Annotated in this window: 12 protein-coding genes; 9 read left to right on the top strand and 3 right to left on the bottom strand. The window is 73.0% G+C overall.

Features of this window, described 5'->3' with window-relative positions; genetic code table 11:
- Positions 1 to 5 precede the first annotated feature (5 nt).
- Both R2B67_RS02775 and R2B67_RS02770 read left to right on the top strand, forming a co-directional pair.
- Entirely contained in the window at positions 6 to 1,034 is a 1,029-nt protein-coding gene (locus tag R2B67_RS02775; RefSeq protein WP_317816274.1) for a hypothetical protein, read from the top strand.
- Positions 1,031 to 5,485 (top strand): tetratricopeptide repeat protein, encoded by a 4,455-nt coding sequence (locus tag R2B67_RS02770; RefSeq protein ID WP_317816273.1) that lies wholly within the window; start codon positions 1,031 to 1,033, stop codon positions 5,483 to 5,485. Before R2B67_RS02775 ends, R2B67_RS02770 begins: the two co-directional genes overlap by 4 nt.
- On the opposite strand, the gene R2B67_RS02765 is transcribed toward R2B67_RS02770, so the two are convergent.
- Both R2B67_RS02765 and R2B67_RS02760 read right to left on the bottom strand, forming a co-directional pair.
- Complete coding sequence (locus tag R2B67_RS02765; protein ID WP_317816272.1) at positions 5,479 to 5,880, bottom strand: hypothetical protein; 402 nt, start codon at positions 5,878 to 5,880, stop codon at positions 5,479 to 5,481. The genes R2B67_RS02770 and R2B67_RS02765 overlap by 7 nt on opposite strands.
- Positions 5,881 to 5,944: 64 nt before the next feature.
- Positions 5,945 to 7,084 carry a hypothetical protein gene (locus R2B67_RS02760; protein WP_317816271.1) on the bottom strand — a complete coding sequence of 380 codons (1,140 nt, stop codon included), beginning with the start codon at positions 7,082 to 7,084 and terminating at the stop codon, positions 5,945 to 5,947.
- Positions 7,085 to 7,269: 185 nt separating this feature from the next.
- Between R2B67_RS02760 and R2B67_RS02755 the strand changes: the two genes are divergently transcribed.
- From R2B67_RS02755 to R2B67_RS02745, 3 genes are read left to right on the top strand one after another with little or no spacing between them, the layout of a single operon-like run.
- On the top strand, positions 7,270 to 8,997 hold the full coding sequence (locus tag R2B67_RS02755; protein WP_317816270.1) for a bifunctional phosphatase PAP2/diacylglycerol kinase family protein: 1,728 nt from the start codon (positions 7,270 to 7,272) through the stop codon (positions 8,995 to 8,997).
- On the top strand, positions 8,997 to 9,950 hold the full coding sequence (locus R2B67_RS02750; RefSeq protein ID WP_317816269.1) for a YihY/virulence factor BrkB family protein: 954 nt from the start codon (positions 8,997 to 8,999) through the stop codon (positions 9,948 to 9,950). Before R2B67_RS02755 ends, R2B67_RS02750 begins: the two co-directional genes overlap by 1 nt.
- Before the next feature lies 1 nt (position 9,951).
- The gene (locus tag R2B67_RS02745) at positions 9,952 to 10,746 is read left to right on the top strand and encodes a phosphatase PAP2 family protein (protein ID WP_317816268.1); all 795 of its coding nucleotides are present in this window, start codon (positions 9,952 to 9,954) and stop codon (positions 10,744 to 10,746) included.
- Between the two features lie 56 nt (positions 10,747 to 10,802).
- Here R2B67_RS02745 and R2B67_RS02740 read toward each other — a convergent pair whose 3' ends face one another.
- Entirely contained in the window at positions 10,803 to 11,342 is a 540-nt protein-coding gene (locus tag R2B67_RS02740) for a TetR/AcrR family transcriptional regulator (RefSeq protein ID WP_317824766.1), read from the bottom strand.
- A gap of 294 nt (positions 11,343 to 11,636) precedes the next feature.
- Here R2B67_RS02740 and R2B67_RS02735 point away from each other — a divergent pair, with 294 nt between their 5' ends.
- Genes R2B67_RS02735 through R2B67_RS02720 form a run of 4 tightly spaced genes read left to right on the top strand, consistent with a single transcriptional unit; the run spans position 11,637 to position 16,477 of the window.
- Complete coding sequence (locus R2B67_RS02735) at positions 11,637 to 12,215, top strand: (2Fe-2S)-binding protein (RefSeq protein WP_317816267.1); 579 nt, start codon at positions 11,637 to 11,639, stop codon at positions 12,213 to 12,215.
- Entirely contained in the window at positions 12,212 to 13,204 is a 993-nt protein-coding gene (locus R2B67_RS02730; RefSeq protein WP_317816266.1) for an FAD binding domain-containing protein, read from the top strand. The genes R2B67_RS02735 and R2B67_RS02730 overlap by 4 nt, the downstream gene beginning before the upstream one ends.
- Positions 13,201 to 15,354, top strand: coding sequence for a xanthine dehydrogenase family protein molybdopterin-binding subunit (locus R2B67_RS02725; RefSeq protein WP_317816265.1), 2,154 nt, complete (start codon positions 13,201 to 13,203; stop codon positions 15,352 to 15,354). The genes R2B67_RS02730 and R2B67_RS02725 overlap by 4 nt, the downstream gene beginning before the upstream one ends.
- A complete protein-coding gene (locus R2B67_RS02720; RefSeq protein WP_317816264.1) occupies positions 15,347 to 16,477 on the top strand; it encodes an XdhC family protein in 1,131 nt (376 codons plus the stop codon). The genes R2B67_RS02725 and R2B67_RS02720 overlap by 8 nt, the downstream gene beginning before the upstream one ends.
- The last annotated feature ends 29 nt before the right edge of the window (positions 16,478 to 16,506 follow it).

The raw sequence follows: 16,506 nt of genomic DNA, 5'->3' as shown, positions 1-16,506 counted from the left end.
GGCAGATGCGGGAGGGCCGGACCGCAGGAGCACAGGCGTCGATCACGGACGGGCCGGCCGGTATCTGGGTCGGTGACCTGGCCCGGGCGCTCACCCGGTTGGGCGTCGACCATGGCGACGGGGAGACGGTGCGGCGCATTGCCGTGCTGCTGGGCCTGCGCGGTCCGGTCCCGGGCCCGGGGCCTGCCCCGCGGTGGCAGGCCCCCTCCGCACCGGAGGCGGAGGAGGAGCGCAGATCCGCTCCACCGCCTCCCCTCCGGGCGGAGGATGCCGCCGCCCTACCGGACAACGCCGAGTCACCGCCGTCGACGACGGAGGGGGCCGCCGGGCCCCTTCCCCTCCTCACTCCGCTGGCAGGAGCCTCGGGCACCCGGCCCGCGTGGAGATTCCCCGCGCTCGCCGAACGGGGCGACGGGCCCGCCGAAGCCGAACCGGCCCACCACAGCCTGCTGCCCCCCAACTCGGAGACGGCCACCCTGCAGACCGTGCTGTCGCGGACCGTACCCGAGGGCGAGATCGACACCCACCGGCTGCTCGAGGAGTTCGCCACCGGCCGCCCGCTCCAGGACCTGCCCCGGCTGCCGGTGCGCACCCTGCGCTTCGGGACTCAGGTGTTGGTAGACCTGGGCCCCGGCATGGAGATGTTCGCCCGGGACCAGGAGGAGCTGGTCAACCGCATCACTGTGATCGTCGGGAGGCACACCACGAACGTCCTGTACTTCGCCGTGTCACCCCTCAACCACGTCGGCCCGGGAGCGGGCTGGACCTGGCGGCCTTACCGGCCGCCGGCCGCCGGAACCCGGGTTCTGATCCTGAGCGGGTTCGGCTGCAACCTCCCGGGATCCGGGCCTCCGCCCATGCTCTGGCAGGAGTGGCAGGAGGTCACCGCGCTGCTCCGGCGCAGCGGTTGCCGGCCCGCGGCGCTCGTCCCGCTGCCCCCGGATCGCTTCCCGGCCCCGCTCACCTCCCTCATGCCTGTCGTGAGCTGGGACCGTTCCACCACCACTGTCCAGGCCGAATCGAGGGTCCCGTGACGACGACCGGACCCCGGCTGCCCGGTCTGCCGGCCGCCACACCACGGCCGGACGACCTTCCGCCCCAGGCGCTGCGGCTGGCTGTCGCTTTGAGCACCGCGGTCCGGATCGAACCCGAACTCCTGCGCCTCGTCCGGGTGAGGGTGGAACCGACCCTCACCGTGGCGGCGGAATCCGACCTGTGGTACGGGCCGTGGGCCGCCCGTAATGGCGGTGCGTACATGGCCCTGCGGCAGCCCCTGCTGACCCCGCTGCGCGAACGGCTCGTGGCCGAGCTTGCCAGCAGCGGGCCCGAGGACCCGCTGCTGGCCATCGGCGGCTTGGTGGCAGAAGCACACCGGAGCCTGTCCCCGGTCCTCGCGCTGGAGGAGCGGGTGACGTGGGCCTCGGTGCTCGCCGACGCCGGGCTCGGACATCTCGCCGAACACACCGTGGACGAACTTATGGAACCGGCTCTGCGCGCCGCAGTGGAGAATCCGTCGCGGCACGAGGGGCTGCGCCGGTGGTTCACCGGCGCGGCGCAGCGGTTGCCCGAACGGGCCAGGGCCAGCCGCAACGCGATGCGGCTGGCCCGCACCCTGGAGGTCGACCTTGAGACCGGACCCGGCCAGGACGGGAGCGGCCACCCCTTCACGGCGGCCGACCGGCGGGCACCGGCAGCCGACGAATTCATCCTGGCGGTCCGTCACGACGGGGGCTACATCACGATCGGGGATCCGTCTTGGCCCGCCACCGCGATCCAGGTCCCCGAAGGGCCGGTCCTGGTGCTCGACGTCTCGGACAGCCCGACCCGGTGGGAACGGGCCGAACGCGTGGCCCTGCGCAAGGGGGTAACGGTATCGGTGCGAGCCGAGGGGGTGCCCGTCTATCTCCGTACGGAGACCGGCGTGGTGTACGCGCTCGGCGCGCCCCACGTCTCCGGGCGGGAGTACGGGCAGGCGGAGCCCGACACCACAGTGGGCATCCTGCTCCGTGAGCGGGTGTCGCAGCTGGCAGATGATCACGCTCTTCGGTACGGCGTGCATCCCGCTGCAGGCCCCTTCCTCCTGGGCGCCCCCCCGAGCGGTGAGCTGCCCGCCCTCCCCCCGTACCTTCCCCGACAGGTGGACGAGGAACTGGCCGAGGCCCTGCACAGGGCCCCCGAGCGCAGGAACCGCCGCTTCGTCGTGCTCACCGGCGAGCCGGGGAGCGGCCGCACCCGCACCCTGTGGGAGGGAATGCGCCGCAGTCTGGGCCCGCGCTGGGCACTCCGCCCACCCGACGTGATCTCCCCGGCAGACCTCGCGGCTGCTCTGCGCGAGGACCCGCTCGCATCACCCGTCGTGCTGTGGCTCGACGACCTGGACATCCGGCTGTCGGGAGACTCCGGCGAGGAACTGGCCCGGTCCGTCACCGACTTCCTCAAAGACCCCGCCACCGGCGACGTGCTGCTGCTTGCCACCGCCGGGCCGTCCCCGAAAGGCCTGGGGGAGGCCGGTCGTGACCTTCTCGCACAAGCGATCACCCTACGGTTGCCCGCCGCCTTCTCCGAGAGCGAGCTAGCGGCCCTGGCGAAGCGCCGGCCACCCGCCGATCCCCGGCTCTTGAACGCCGTTCGCCATCATCGTCAGGGCAGGATCGCCCAGTACCTCTCCGGTCTGAACACCTTACTGGCCGACCCCGTGGGAGGGATCGCGCTCCCCGCCCGTCCGCCCGGTCCGCTGCACGAGACCCTGCCGAGGCCGGGCCCGCTCACCGGGCGCCACGCGGAGACCGACAGGCTGCGGGCGGCCCTGGACCCCGCGGCCAACCGACGGCAGCCACCGGTGGTCGCCGTGACGGGCCTGCCGGGTGTCGGCAAGACCGCGCTCGCCGTGGAAGTGGCACAGCAGGCCCAGGACCGCGGGCTCTTTCCAGGCGGAGTCGTCTTCGCCCACCTGAACGGAGACACATCCGGAGAGGCACGGACGGACGTCGGCGCGGCCTTGAATCTGCTGTTGCGCACCCTGGGCGTCCCGGCGGCGGACATTCCGGCCCATGAGGCGGGCCAGACGGCGATGTATCGGCGCCGCCTGGCCGGTCTGGCCCGGGAGGGTGCCCCCCTGCTCCTCGTGCTGGACAACGTGGAGTCGTGGACCCGGCTCCAGCTGCTGCTCCCCAGGATTCCGGGTATCGCGACCCTGGTCACCGCACGGTCCCGCAGCTCCGCCGCGGGCGCGACCTACCACGTCGAGCTGGGGGTGCTCCGCCCGGACGATGCCGTGGCCATGCTGGAGGCGGCCGCGCAACGTGACGGAGCACCTCCGCCGGAGAGAGCCGAAGCACTCCGGCTGGCCCAGCTGTGCGGCTTTCTCCCGCTCGCGCTCAGTGTGGTGGCCGCCCGGCTGGCCCGGAATCCGACGACGGACCTGGCCGGTTTGGTGGCGGAACTGGCCTCCGCCCGGCTCCGCCTTGGACGCGACGAGGAGGAGGTCTCCGTACGAGCCGCGCTGGATTCCTCCTACCGGCTCCTCACCGAGCCCGAGGCGCGGGCGCTGCGGTACCTGGCGATCGCTCCGGGAACCGAGATCTCCGCCGAGGCGGCGGTGCTGCTGCTGGGCGTTTCCGAGGACGAGACCAACGGGCTTCTCGCCGCGCTGACCGACGCCCATCTGCTGACGTCGGTGGCCTCCCAGCGCTGGAGCATGCACGACCTGGTCGCGCTGTACGCCACCGAGCGCGCCTCCCACGGCGAGCAGGACGAACAGGCGGAGGCGATCGCACGGCTCGCCGTCGGCTACCTCCAGGGCACCCGGCGCGCGACCGCCGCACTGGGCGAGGAGACCATGAACCTCGCGGAACGACGGCGTGCCCTGCGGTGGCTCACGGAGGAACGGCTCAACCTGCTGGCGATGGTAGACAAGGGACCGGAGGGCATCGCCGTCGAACTGGCTCTCCAGCTGGTCGAATTCCTCACCGAGGAACGCTTCTTCGGGGATCTGCTCTGGATCAACGACCGTGTGTACGAGGTGGCCTCGTCACGTTCCGACGAGGCCCTGCTGGCGACCGCACTCAACAACCGGGGAGCGGCACTGGCACACGTGCGACGGTTCGACGAGGCGGTCGTGTGCTTCGAACAGGCCCAGTCGGCGTACCGGGAGCTGGGAGACGCTCCGGCGGAGGCCCGTGCGCTCAACAACCTCGGGGCTGCTCTGCTGGGGTCCGGCCGGACCGAGGACGCGACCACGGTGCTCGAGTCCGCCGTCGAGGCATACGCCGCTCTCGGATTCGGCCCTGAGCACGCGGATGTCCTCGACAACCTTGGTACGGCGCTGTTGAGGTCCGACCGGACCATCGAAGCCCTCGATGCCTTCGAGAGTGCGCTCGCCCTCTCCGCCGCCGACCAGCCCCGACGTAAGGCCCGGCAGCTCGGCAATCTCGCCGCGGCGCTGCGGTCGGCCGGCCGGCCGGACGATGCCATCGGCGCGCTGGAGCGCGCTGTGGACCTGTACGGGAGCGCCGGAGCACGCCACGGCCAGGCGCAGGCACGGAACAACCTCGGCAACGCTTTGCGGCAGGCGCACCGCACGGCGGAGGCGGTCGACTGTCTCACGGAGGCCGTCGCGGTCTTCGACGAACTGGAGGACCGCCACGGCCAGGCCCAGGCGCTGAACAATCTGGGGGCGGCCCTTCTGGAGGCGGGCCGGGTACAGGAGGCCATTGAGGCCCTGCGGCGGTCCGGCGAGCTCCACGGAGAGCTGGGGGACAGGCGCGGCGAGGCCCAGGCGCTGAACAATCTCGGTCTCGGGCTGTTCGAGGACGCCCGGTTCGAGGACGCCTTGCCCAGTCTGCTGGCCGCCCGGGACATGTACGCGCTCGTGGGAGACCGTTTCAGCGAGGCCCAGGCGCTCAACAACGCGGGCAACGCACTGCGTCGACTCGGCCGTCATGACGAAGCCGCCGAGCAGCTGTCCCTGGCAATCGAGCTGTCGCAGCAGGCGGGCGACGCGGGCGGGGTACTGCGTGCCCGGGACAACCTGGGACTCGCGCGACTGGAAGGCGGACAAGCGACCGCCGCCACCGCCGCCTTCTTGTTCAACGCCCGGCAGTACGAGGCGGCGGGCGACGACCGAGGCCATGCCCAGGCCCTCAACAACCTGGGCAGCGCACTGATGGCGGAGGGCGACTACGGGAAGGCCGCGGACGTGCTGCGCGCTGCCGAAGGACTGCTGGCGCGTACCGGTGACCGGGGGGCATGGGCCCAGACGGTCGGCAATCTGGGCCTTGCTCTGGAGAGCATGGGCAGCCGCGCCGAGGCCATCCTGCTTCTCCGACGGAGCGCGGAAGCCTTTGCCGCACTGGGTGACAGCGACGGCCGCTTTCACGCCCTCTACAACCTGGGCAGCGCCTTGAGACGGGCGGGCCGGCGGAGGGAGTCCGAGGAGGTCCTGCGCGAGGCGGCGCGGCTCACTCCCCGGACGGGAACCTACTGATCCTCCTCCTCCGCACGGGCACCGGGCGAGGAGTGCAAGAAGTTGATGTTGCCCATGTTCCCCACCTGGATCACCGAACCGTGGTACGTCCCACCCGAGATCATGTTGGTGACGTTGCCGGGGCCTCCGATCCTGTCCTCGGCCTCATCGCTCCATTCCTCGAGGTCCGAGCGGAATTCGTCGTCTTGGACGGACCGCCGGACCAACGCTCTGATCAGCGCGTGGGCCAGCTCCGGGTCGGTCGGCGACGCCTCGAAGGCGGCGAATTCCTCCTCTGCGGACTCCCCTGCGGCGGGCCGCAGGACAAGGCGCCGCAATCTCCGCCAGAGCGTGCTGCGTGAGGCACCGGTGGCGACGCGGATCAACAGCGCCGCCTGCAGGAGCGTCGGCTCCATCCTTGTATCCGCCTCCCTCTCGCTTCGATTCCGTCATGGGCCCTGCCGTACACCGTACCGGCGGCTATGCCGTCGCCGAAGGCGTGCGGGGCGGTGCACCACCGGCTGCCGCCGGATCGGCGGCGCCCGGTGACGTCAGCTCCGGCCCCAGAGCGGGTGCGGGCACGGCTCCGGCGCGCAACCGCTCGTAGACGAGGTCGAAGGTGAAACCCGCGCTGAAGCCCAGGGGGATCGCGAAGAAGAGCAGCCTGCGTACGTCCAGCTGGTCGAAAAGAGCTGGAACCGCGAGGAGTTGGGAGGCGAAGTAGAGGAGCACGGTGACCAGGCCCGCTCCCAGCCCCCTGATCCCGGCACGTACCCAGGCGGCCTCCGTCTCGAAGGAGTTACGGGTCATAGCCCCCGCGATCGATGCGAGCAGCGGGGCCGCGGTCAGGGCCGCCAAGGCGCGGGCGTCGGCCGGGCCGGGCTCACCGGCCAGGACGAGAGCCGCGAGGGATCCGACCACGCTCACGGCGGCGGCGGTCAGCCCGCCACCGGTCCGGCGGGCCAGCGACCGGGCGGCCCGCTCCTGGACCCGGGCGCTCTCCACGCGCCGGGTCCGCATCCGCAGCAGGCAGGCGATCAACCGCGGCGCGGCATCCGGGGACCAGTCACGGCCGAGCAGAGCGATGTCCTCGTCGTCGGCATGGTTGCGCACCTTGTCGAGGTTCACCCAGACCTGACCCGCCCCGCCCCCGAACGCGGCGACGGGCAGCACCGGAATACCCTGCGCCATCGCGACGATGCCCGCCACCCGGGTGGACTGTCCGCCGCCCACCAGGAGCACCCCGTCGCAGCTCAACAAGGTCCGATAGTAGGCGACTTCCCACTCACCGCTGGTATCCCGGTACGTGTCCAGGGTGACCGAACTGCCGTCGGGCAGAGCGAAGGCGACCTCGCGGTGGCGCGGGGGATACGCGGCCACTCGGCCAGGGTTCTGCGCGTCGGTCCCTTCGGCGTATCCGTGGACGACCTCGTGCTCGATGTAGGTGGGTTTGCTGGAGAAGACGGCGAGATCGCACCCCGCCCGGGCCAGCTCGCGGCCGAGATCTCGGCAGGCTCTCGGGGCCTGGTCGGCCGCCCGGAGCGGAGGCGCGAAGGTGCGTGCCGGGTCCACACTGCCGACGACTGCTATTAAGGGGCGTTCGCGCTGCGACAAGAGCATGCGTGACTCTATCCCACAGATCAAGATCACCACTGCCCCGTAGAAGACCAGGACCGATTCGGAGACTGACCGGCCCCGGCCGCCATTCCGCAGGTCTGACCGGCCGCCGTCAGGGCACACGGCGTAACGCCGGGGAAGAACAGGCTTCCCCGGCCCGCCGTCCGGCGGAGGACCCGGGGGACCCGATGGAGACCACCACGCCCGCGAGAGCGGCCGACCCGTCCGGAGTTCCGGCTCCGCCACGCCTGGGCCACTCGCCGGCGCTGAGCAGCGGCGCCGGCCGCGCGGTGGCGCGGATCGCGGCGTTCGCGGTCTGCCAGGCGGCGATGATCGCGGGCCTCGGCCTGCTGATCACCGGTCCGGCGCGGAACCTGTGGCCGCTCTCCGCCGAGGACGCGCTGAACGACGCCTTCGAACGCGTACGCAACGACGCACTGACCACCGCATCGGCGATCGCCTCGGGGGCGGGGGACACCCACACCGTCGTCGGCGTCACCGTCCTGTGCTGCCTGGCGCTCCTCGTGGTGCCGCCGCTTCCCCGGTGGCGCGCGGCGCTCTTCCTGGCCCTGGCCGTGTGGCTCCAGTCCCTGGTCTTCCTGCTCATCACGGAGGCCGTGGACCGGACGCGTCCGGACGTGGAGCGCCTGGACGCCTCGCCTCCGACGTCGAGCTACACCTCCGGGCACACCGGGGCGGCCACCGCGCTCTACGCCGGCCTCGCCGTCCTGGTGCTGTCCCGGGTCCGTGGCCGCTGGGGCAGGGTGGTCGCCGTCCTCCTGCTGCTGATCCCGCTCCTGGTCGGGCTGGCCCGGCTCTACCGCGGCATGCACCACCCCAGCGACGTCGTGGGCGGGCTGCTCAACGGCGCGCTCTCGCTGTTCGTCGTCGGGCGTGCCGTGCTGGCCGACGACGCCTGGGCCGCCCGGCCACCGGCCGACGCGGTGGACATCGCCGTCGCGGCCGCCGAGCGCCGGCCCGGCCCGTCGCGCGAGCCCGCCGTGGTGATCGTCAATCCGACCGTCACCGACACCGCCACCCGCGACCGGCTGCGGCTCGTCCTCGCGCAACGGGGGCATACCGACATGACGTTCGTGGAGACCACCGAGCACGACACCGGGGGCGGCCAGGCGGCGGACGCGGTACGCGGCGGAGCGGGCCTCATCGTCGCGTGCGGCGGCGACGGCACCATCCGCGCGGTCGCCGACGTCCTGGCCGGAACCGGAGTCACGCTGGCCGTCGTGCCCTGCGGTACGGGCAACCTGCTGGCCCGGAACCTGGGGCTGCCCCTCGACCCCGCCGACGCCCTGGCCGCCGCGCTCACCGGCGAGCCCCGGGCGCTGGACCTCGGCACCATCAGCGGCGACGGGATCGCCCGCACGCACTTCACGGCCATGTCGGGGGCCGGACTCGACGCGGCGGTGATGGGCTCCACCTCCGACCGCGCCAAGTCGGCGCTCGGCTGGCCCGCCTACGTCCTGGCCGGGCTCGGCGAACTGCGGGGCCCCCGGATGCGGCTGGCCGTCACCCTCGACGGCGCACCGGCGCTGCACCGCACCGCCCGCATGGTCCTCATCGCCAACATCGGCACCGTCCAGGGCGGTACGGCCCTCGTCCCCGGCGCCCGGCCCGACGACGGGCTGCTGGACCTCGCGCTCTTCGACCCCCGAGGTGCGGGCGGCTGGCTGCGGGCGGTGGGCGTGCTGCTGCGCGGATCGCGGCCCACCGGGGGCGGCACCGCCGCCGGTGCGCACGGGGGCCCGGTCGAGTTCTTCACCTTCCGCCGCGCCGAACTGACCTTCACCCGGCCCCAGCCCCGCGAAGTGGACGGCGACCCGGCGGCCCCCGGCCGCCGGATCATCGCCGAGGTCAGGCCCGGCGCCCTCACCGTGCTGCTGCCCGCCGGGGAGAAGTGATGGGAACCGCGACCCGGGTGCCGGTCACCCACGACATGACCGGCGACGAACTCTCCGCCGACGAAGCCCTCGTGGCGCTCCGCCGGTACGGCCGCTGGCCCCTGCTGCGCGACGCCTTCGTACGCTTCCGTTACGCCGACGGCTTCAGCCACTCCCGCGCGCTGGCCCTCCAGACGATCCTGGCGGTCATCCCGCTGGTGATCGCGTTCGTGGGCCTCTCCACCGCACTGCACACCGAGAACATCGGACGACTCGCCGAGCTGACGATCCGCAGCATGAGCGAAGGGCCGAGCGCCTCCGTGGTGGACGAGGCGCTGGACCGCAACCGGCGGGGCGACGGCGACGGTGCCGAGATCGCCCTCTGGTTCGGACTTCTCTTCTCCGTGGCCAACGTCACGACGGCGATGTGCCAGATCGAGCGCGGCGCCAACCGGATCTACGGGGTGGAGCGGGACCGGGTCTTCCACCGCAAGTACCTGCGGGGCCTGGTCATGTCGTTGAGCGCCGGGATACCGCTCGGCATCGCCTCGATCATGATCGTGGCCGGCGGGGACTTCGTGAGAGCCGCCACCACTGTCTACGGACTCGGCGACGGCGCCCGGACGGCCTGGGACCTCCTGCGCATCCCGCTCGGCCTGCTGCTCGCCCTGATCTCCGCCAGCGCGATCTTCCGGCGCTCGCCGCGCCGCCGGCAGCCCGGCTACACCTGGCTCGCCTTCGGCGCCGCCGTGTACCTGGTGCTCTGGACCCTGCTGACCTGGCTGCTCAGCCTCTACCTCCAGCTCAGCGGCTCCTTCGACACGGTCTACGGACCGCTCAGCCTCTTCATGGCCCTCCTCCTGTGGTCCTACCTGACCTCCCTGTCCCTCTTCCTCGGACTGTCCTTCGCCGCCCAGCTGGAAGCCGTACGCGCGGGGAAACCCGGCCCGATCACCGCCGACCCAGGAACCTGACATGCCGACACGCACCACCACCCCGCACACCCAGGAGCAGCGCACCCGCCGCGCCGACCGCCGGTTCGGCGTCCGCCTGCTGGGAGCCGTGGCCGCCGCTGCCGCCGCCGCGATCCCCTTCGCCCTGCTGCTCGTCCTCGTCGAGGCGAACTGGCCCCCGCTGCGCCGCGTCGACGCGGGGGCGGCCCGCCGACTGCACGAGGTCGCCCTCGAACACCCGGCGTGGACCGGTACGTTGCGGATCCTGTCCGACTGGGTGTGGGACCCGGCGACCCTGCGCATCGCCGTCGCGCTGCTCACGCTCTGGCTCCTGTACCGGCGGGCCTGGCGCCTCGCGGCCTGGGCGGCGGTGACGGCGACCGGCGGAGCGCTGACCGGCGTGCTCGTGAAGGTGGTCGTGGAGCGGGCGCGGCCGTCGCTGGAGGATCCGGTCGCGCAGGCACCCGGCTACTCCTTCCCTTCCGGGCACGCGATGACGGCGACCACCTCGTTCGCCGTGCTGCTCCTGGTGCTGCTGCCGATGGTGCCGCGCGCCTGGCGTGCGCTCTGCTGGGGTGCGGCGGGGGTGTCGGTCCTGGGTGTGGGCTTCACCCGGATCGCGCTGGGCGTGCACTGGTTCAGCGATGTCATCGGCGGCTGGCTGCTGGGCGCCGCCGTGGTGGTCCTGACCGGCTGGGCCTTCGAGGCGTGGCGGGCGGATTCCGGCCGCCGCCCCACGAGCGTGGCCGAAGGGCTGGAACCCGAGCTCACCGACGAGGACCCGGAGCCGTCGGACCCGGCGTCCCGCCACGGTTGAGCCCCGGAGCTCCGCCACGGTTGAGGCCCGCCACGGTTGAGCCGGCACCGTACCGCTCAGCGGCCGGGCGCCCCCGCGCGCAGCCCGTCCATCACGAAGTCCAGCAGCCGGGCGGCCCGCGGCTCCCACTCCTCCTGCGGATCCAGCTGCCAGAGGCCCGCGATGGCCAGGAAGAAGTCATCCGGGGTCACCCCCGGGCGTATGGTTCCTGCCTCCTCGTTGGCGCGGAGCAGCGTTCCGGCGGCCTCCAGCACCGGGGCGGGGCCGGGCTTGGCCGGGCCGCCCGGGGCGCTGGTGACCAGCCGAATCGCGTCCGCCAGGCCCGCCTTGGTCATGGCGAACCCGGCGAGCCGGTCCATCCACTCACGCAGGGCCGCCTCAGGTTCCCGGGTGTCCAGCAACTCGCCTGCGGCGTCGGCCACTTGCTGCATCTCGTAGCGGTAGATCTCCAGGACGAGCGCTTCACGGTGCGGGAAGTTGCGGTAGAAGGTGCCCTGCCCGACGCCCGCCTTCCTGGCGATCGTGCTCAGCGGGACGTCCGGGCGCACCGTCAGTTCGGCCATGGCGACACGCAGGATGCGCTCGCGGTTGCGCACCGCGTCCGAACGTGCGGGAGCGTCCGAGCGTGCCGGCGTGTCCGAACGCGCCGGCGTGTCCGAACGCGCGGCCGCGTCCTTCCTCGGCTGGGACACGCGTCCTCCTTCACGGGTTCGTGGCCGAATCCCGTCCTTGTTAAGCGGACAGCTGTCCGTTACGTTGAATGGCGAAGCGGACAGTGGTCCGGTTAGGGCACCTTAGCGCGGCCCGCCACCTGTGGGCACCCGGTGGCGGCTGCCGGACCGCTGCCGCAGCGCCGATCTCCTGTCACCGGACACCGAAGAAGGCTGATCATGGCCCCAGCACCCTCGTCGACCAGTAGCGCGATCACCCTGAACATCAACGGCGAGAAGCACCACCTGTCCGTCGACCACCGCACCACGCTCCTCGACGCCCTGCGCGAGCGCCTCGACCTCACCGGCACCAAGAAGGGCTGCGACCAAGGGCAGTGCGGGGCCTGCACCGTCCTGCTCGGCGGACGCCGCGCCGTCGCCTGCCTCACCCTCGCCGTCGCGGCCGAGGGGCGCGAGATCACCACCATCGAAGGCATCGCCGACGGCGACGACCTGCACCCCGTCCAGCAGGCCTTCCTCGAACTCGACGGCTACCAGTGCGGCTACTGCACCCCCGGCCAGATCTGCTCGGCCATCGCCGTCATCGAGGAGCACGCGGCCGGCTGGCCGAGCGCCGCCACCGACGACGTACGCCTCGAGGCGACACCACCACCGCTGACGCCCGACGAGATCCGCGAACGGATGAGCGGCAACCTGTGCCGCTGCGGCGCGTACGTCTCGATCGTCCAGGCCGTCTCCCGTGGCGCCCAGGCTCACGCGGAGTCCCGTACGGCAGCAGCCGAGGAGGCCGCCGCATGAAGGAGTTCGACTACCGGCGTGCCCACGACGTCACCGGTGCGGTCGCCCTGCTCGCGGCCGACCCGGACGCACGGTTCCTCGGCGGCGGCACCAACCTCGTCGACCTGATGAAGACCGGCGTCGAACGGCCCGCACTTCTCGTCGACGTGACCGAACTGCCGCTGGACCGCGTCGAGTCCACGACGGACGGCGGTCTGCGCATCGGAGCCACCGTCACCAACAGCGACCTCGCCGCCCACCCCGAAGTCCGCCGCCGCTACCCGGCGTTGACCCAGGCCGTCCTGGCCGGGGCCTCCGGGCAGCTGCGCAACATGGCCACCGTCGGCGGCAACCTGCTCCAGCGCACCCGCTGCGGCTACTTCTCCGACGTGAGCGGGCCCTGCAACAAGCGTGTCCCGGGCAGTGGTTGTCCGGCCGTCACCGGTGAGCACCACAACCACGCGGTGCTCGGCGCCTCCGACCACTGTGTGGCCGTGCACCCCTCCGACATGGGCGTGGCCCTGACGGCGTTCGACGCCCAGGTCGCGTACGAGAGCCTCGACGGGCCGGGCGAGATGCCGCTCACCGGCCTCTACCTCCCCGTCGGCGACACCCCGCACCGCGAAACCGCCCTGCCGCCAGGTGCGTTGATCACCCACGTCACCCTCCCTCGGGCGCCCGTCGCCGCCAACTCCCGCTACCGCAAGGTGCGCGAGCGCGCCTCGTACGCCTTCGCCATCGGCTCCGTCGCCGCCGCGCTCGACATCGAGGACGGACGCGTACGCGCGGCCCGGATCGCCCTCGGGGCCGTCGCCTCCCGGCCATGGCGCGCCAGCGCGGCCGAAGCCGTCCTGACCGGCGCGCCGGCCACCGGCGCGACCTTCGCCGCCGCCGCGGACGCCGAACTCGCCGCCGCCAGGCCGCTGCCCGACAACGGATACAAGGTGACCCTCATGCGCAACCTCATGGTCTCTGTCCTGACCGAACTGGCGGAAGGGAACGCCCGATGACCACCACCACACCGGGCTCCCGGGCGCTGCGCGCCGCCGTCGGCACCGCCCGCACCCGCGTCGAGGGCCGCGACAAGGTCACCGGCGCCGCGCGCTACGCGGGCGAGATCCCCTTCGCCGACCTGGCTCACGGCTGGCTGGTGCTCTCCACGGCCACCCGCGCCCGCATCCGCACGATCGACACCGCCCCGGTCCTCTCCATGCCGGGCGTCCTCACCGTCCTGCACCACGCCAACGCCCCACGCCTGCACACCGATTACGTCGGCATGCTCGGCACCCCGCCGGACCCGGCCGCCGTCGTCTTCCAGAACGACCGGGTGCCGTTCGCCGGCTGGCCGGTCGCGCTGGTCGTCGCCGAGACCCCCGAACAGGCCCGGGAGGCGGCCGAGGCGCTGGTGGTGACGTACGACGAGGAGCCGCACGCCACCGTGTTGATCGCCGACGACCCCGCCGCCTACGCTGCCGCGGGTCACATGCCCGCCGAGACGGAGAAGGGCGACCTGGAAGCCCAACTCGCCTCCTCCGCCGTCGTGCTGGACGAGGAGTACACCACCCCCGAGGAACAGCACAGCATGATGGAGCCGCACGCGGCGACCGCGATGTGGGACGGCGGCCGGCTGGAGGTGGTCGACTCCAACCAGGGCGCCGGCTGGGTCCAGTCCGAGCTGGCCAAGCTGTTCTCCCTCGACGCGTCCTCGGTGCGGGTGCGCTCCGAACACATCGGCGGCGGCTTCGGCAGCAAGGGCCTCCGGGCCCACCAGGTGTCCGCCGTGATGGCCGCCACCGCCTTGCAGCGGCCTGTACGCGTCGTCATGACGAGGCGTCAGTTGTTCTCGCTGGCCGGCTACCGCAGCCCCACCACCCAACGGGTCAGGCTCGGCGCGGACCCCGACGGCAGGCTCCGCGCCCTGGAGCACCGCTCGCTCAACCAGACCTCGACCGTGTACGAGTTCGTGGAGCCGAGTGCGGGCGTCGCCCGGGTCATGTACGACGCCGACGCCCACCGCACGGCCAACCACGTCGTACGGCTCGACGTGCCGTCCCCGTCCTGGATGCGGGCGCCGGGGGAGGCGCCGGGGTCGTTCGCGATCGAGTCGGCCCTCGACGAACTCGCCGTACGCGCCGGCCTCGACCCGGTCGAGCTCCGGCTGCGCAACGAGCCCGAGGTGGGTCCCGTATCCGGCCTCCCCTTCAGCACCCACAACCTGGCCGCCTGCCTCCGCGAGGGCGCCCGCAGGTTCGGCTGGGCGGACCGCGACCCCCGCCCCGGGATCCGCCGCGACGGCCGATGGCTGCTCGGCACGGGGACGGCGGCGGCCTCCTTCGGTGCCGGAGCCATGCCCTCCACGGCCCTGGTCACGGCGGCGGCGGACGGCTCGTACACCGTACGGATCGCCGCCGCCGACATCGGCACCGGCGCCCGTACCGCGCTCACCCTGATCGCCGCCGACGCCCTGGAGACCACGCCCGAACGGGTCCGGGTCCGCATCGGCGACAGCGACTTCGGCCCCGCGATGATCGCCGGCGGTTCCATGGGCACCCGCTCCTGGGCCTGGGCGATCACGGTGGCCGCCGCCGAACTCCGGGAGCGGCTCGCGGGGACCCCGGACATCCCGCCGGAGGGGATCACCGTGCGCTCCGACACGACAGCGGCCCTCGGCGCCCTCGCCCAGAAGGAACGGCACTCCTTCGGCGCCCAGTTCGCGGAGGTCGCCGTGGACACCGCCACCGGAGAGGTCCGGGTCCGCCGGATGCTGGGCATCTTCGCGGCAGGCCGGATCGTCAACCCGCTCACCGCCCGCAACCAGCTGGTCGGCGGGATGACGTGGGGCATCTCCATGGCCCTGCACGAGGAGGCGGTCCGCGACCGGAACACCGGCCGCCACTACGCTCCCGACCTCGCCGGCTACCACGTGGCCACCCACGCCGACGTCCCGGACATCGAGGCGGACTGGGTGGAGGACCACGACCCGGACGACCCGGTCGGCATCAAGGGCGTCGGGGAGATCGGCATCGTGGGCGCGGCGGCGGCCGTCGCCAACGCGGTCTGGCACGCCACCGGCGTACGGCACCGGAACCTCCCGATCCGCCCGGACCGCATCCTCGCAGCCTCGGCACCGCAGCCCCGTGACGGAGCGGCGGATGCTTGACATCGCCGACGCACTCCACCGCTGGACGGCCGAGGGCCGGGAGTTCGCGGTCGCCACCGTCGTCTCCGTCGACGGCAGCGCCCCGCGCGGTCCCGGCGCCGCGCTGGCCGTCGACAGCGAGGGCACGGCGATCGGCTCGGTCTCCGGCGGCTGCGTGGAGGGCGCGGTCTACGAGCTGTGCGCCCAGGCACTCCAGGACGGCCGGTCCGTCCGCGAGAGCTTCGGCTACAGCGACGAGGACGCCTTCGCGGTGGGCCTGACCTGCGGCGGGGTCCTGGACATCCTGGTCACACCGGTCCGTGACGAGACTCCGGAACGGGCGGTGCTCCAGGCCGCCCTCTCCGCCGCCACCTCCGGCGGGACGGCGGCCCTCGCCCGGGTCGTACGCGGCCCGGCGGAACTGCTCGGGCGGGCCCTGCTGGTCCGCCCCGACGGCACCCACGAAGGCGGGCTCGGCGGCCCCGCCGACCTGGACCGTACGGCGGCGGCCGAGGCCCGGGCGCTCCTGGACACCGGGCGGACGGGCACCGTCATCCTCTCCGAGGACGGTTCGCACTGCCCCGGCGGGCTCACCCTGCTCGTCGAGTGCAGCGTGGAACCGCCCCGCATGATCGTGTTCGGGGCCGTCGACTTCGCAGCGGCCCTGGTGCGGGCCGGCAAGTTCCTGGGCCACCACGTCACGGTGTGCGACGCCCGGCCCGTCTTCGCCACCCGGGCCCGCTTCCCCGAGGCGGACGAGGTCGTCGTCGACTGGCCGCACCGCTATCTGCGCGGCACCCGGACCGACGGGCGCACGGCGGTGTGCGTCCTCACCCACGAGGCCCGGTTCGACGTGCCGCTGCTCACGGAGGCCCTGCGGCGGCCGGCCGCGTTCGTCGGTGCGATGGGCTCGCGCCGGACCCACGAGGACCGGCTGCGGAGGCTGCGCGAGGCGGGGCTGGACGAGGAGGAGCTGGCGCGCCTGCGGTCACCCATCGGCCTGGACCTCGGGGCCCGTACGCCTGAGGAGACGGCCCTGTCCATCGCCGCCGAGATCGTGGCGGCCCGGCGCGGCGGGACGGGCCTGCCGCTGACCGGCGGGGCGGAGCCCATCCACCGGGACCTGGCGCGGTCGGCGGCCTGAGGTCTGCCCGGCCCGGCCTGGCCCGGCCG

The organism is Streptomyces cyaneofuscatus (genome assembly GCF_033109485.1).
GTDB classification, from domain to species: Bacteria; Actinomycetota; Actinomycetes; order Streptomycetales; family Streptomycetaceae; genus Streptomyces; species Streptomyces cyaneofuscatus.
The sequence above is the reverse complement of the archived record's forward strand: the minus strand, read 5'-3'. Positions and strand labels throughout refer to the sequence as shown.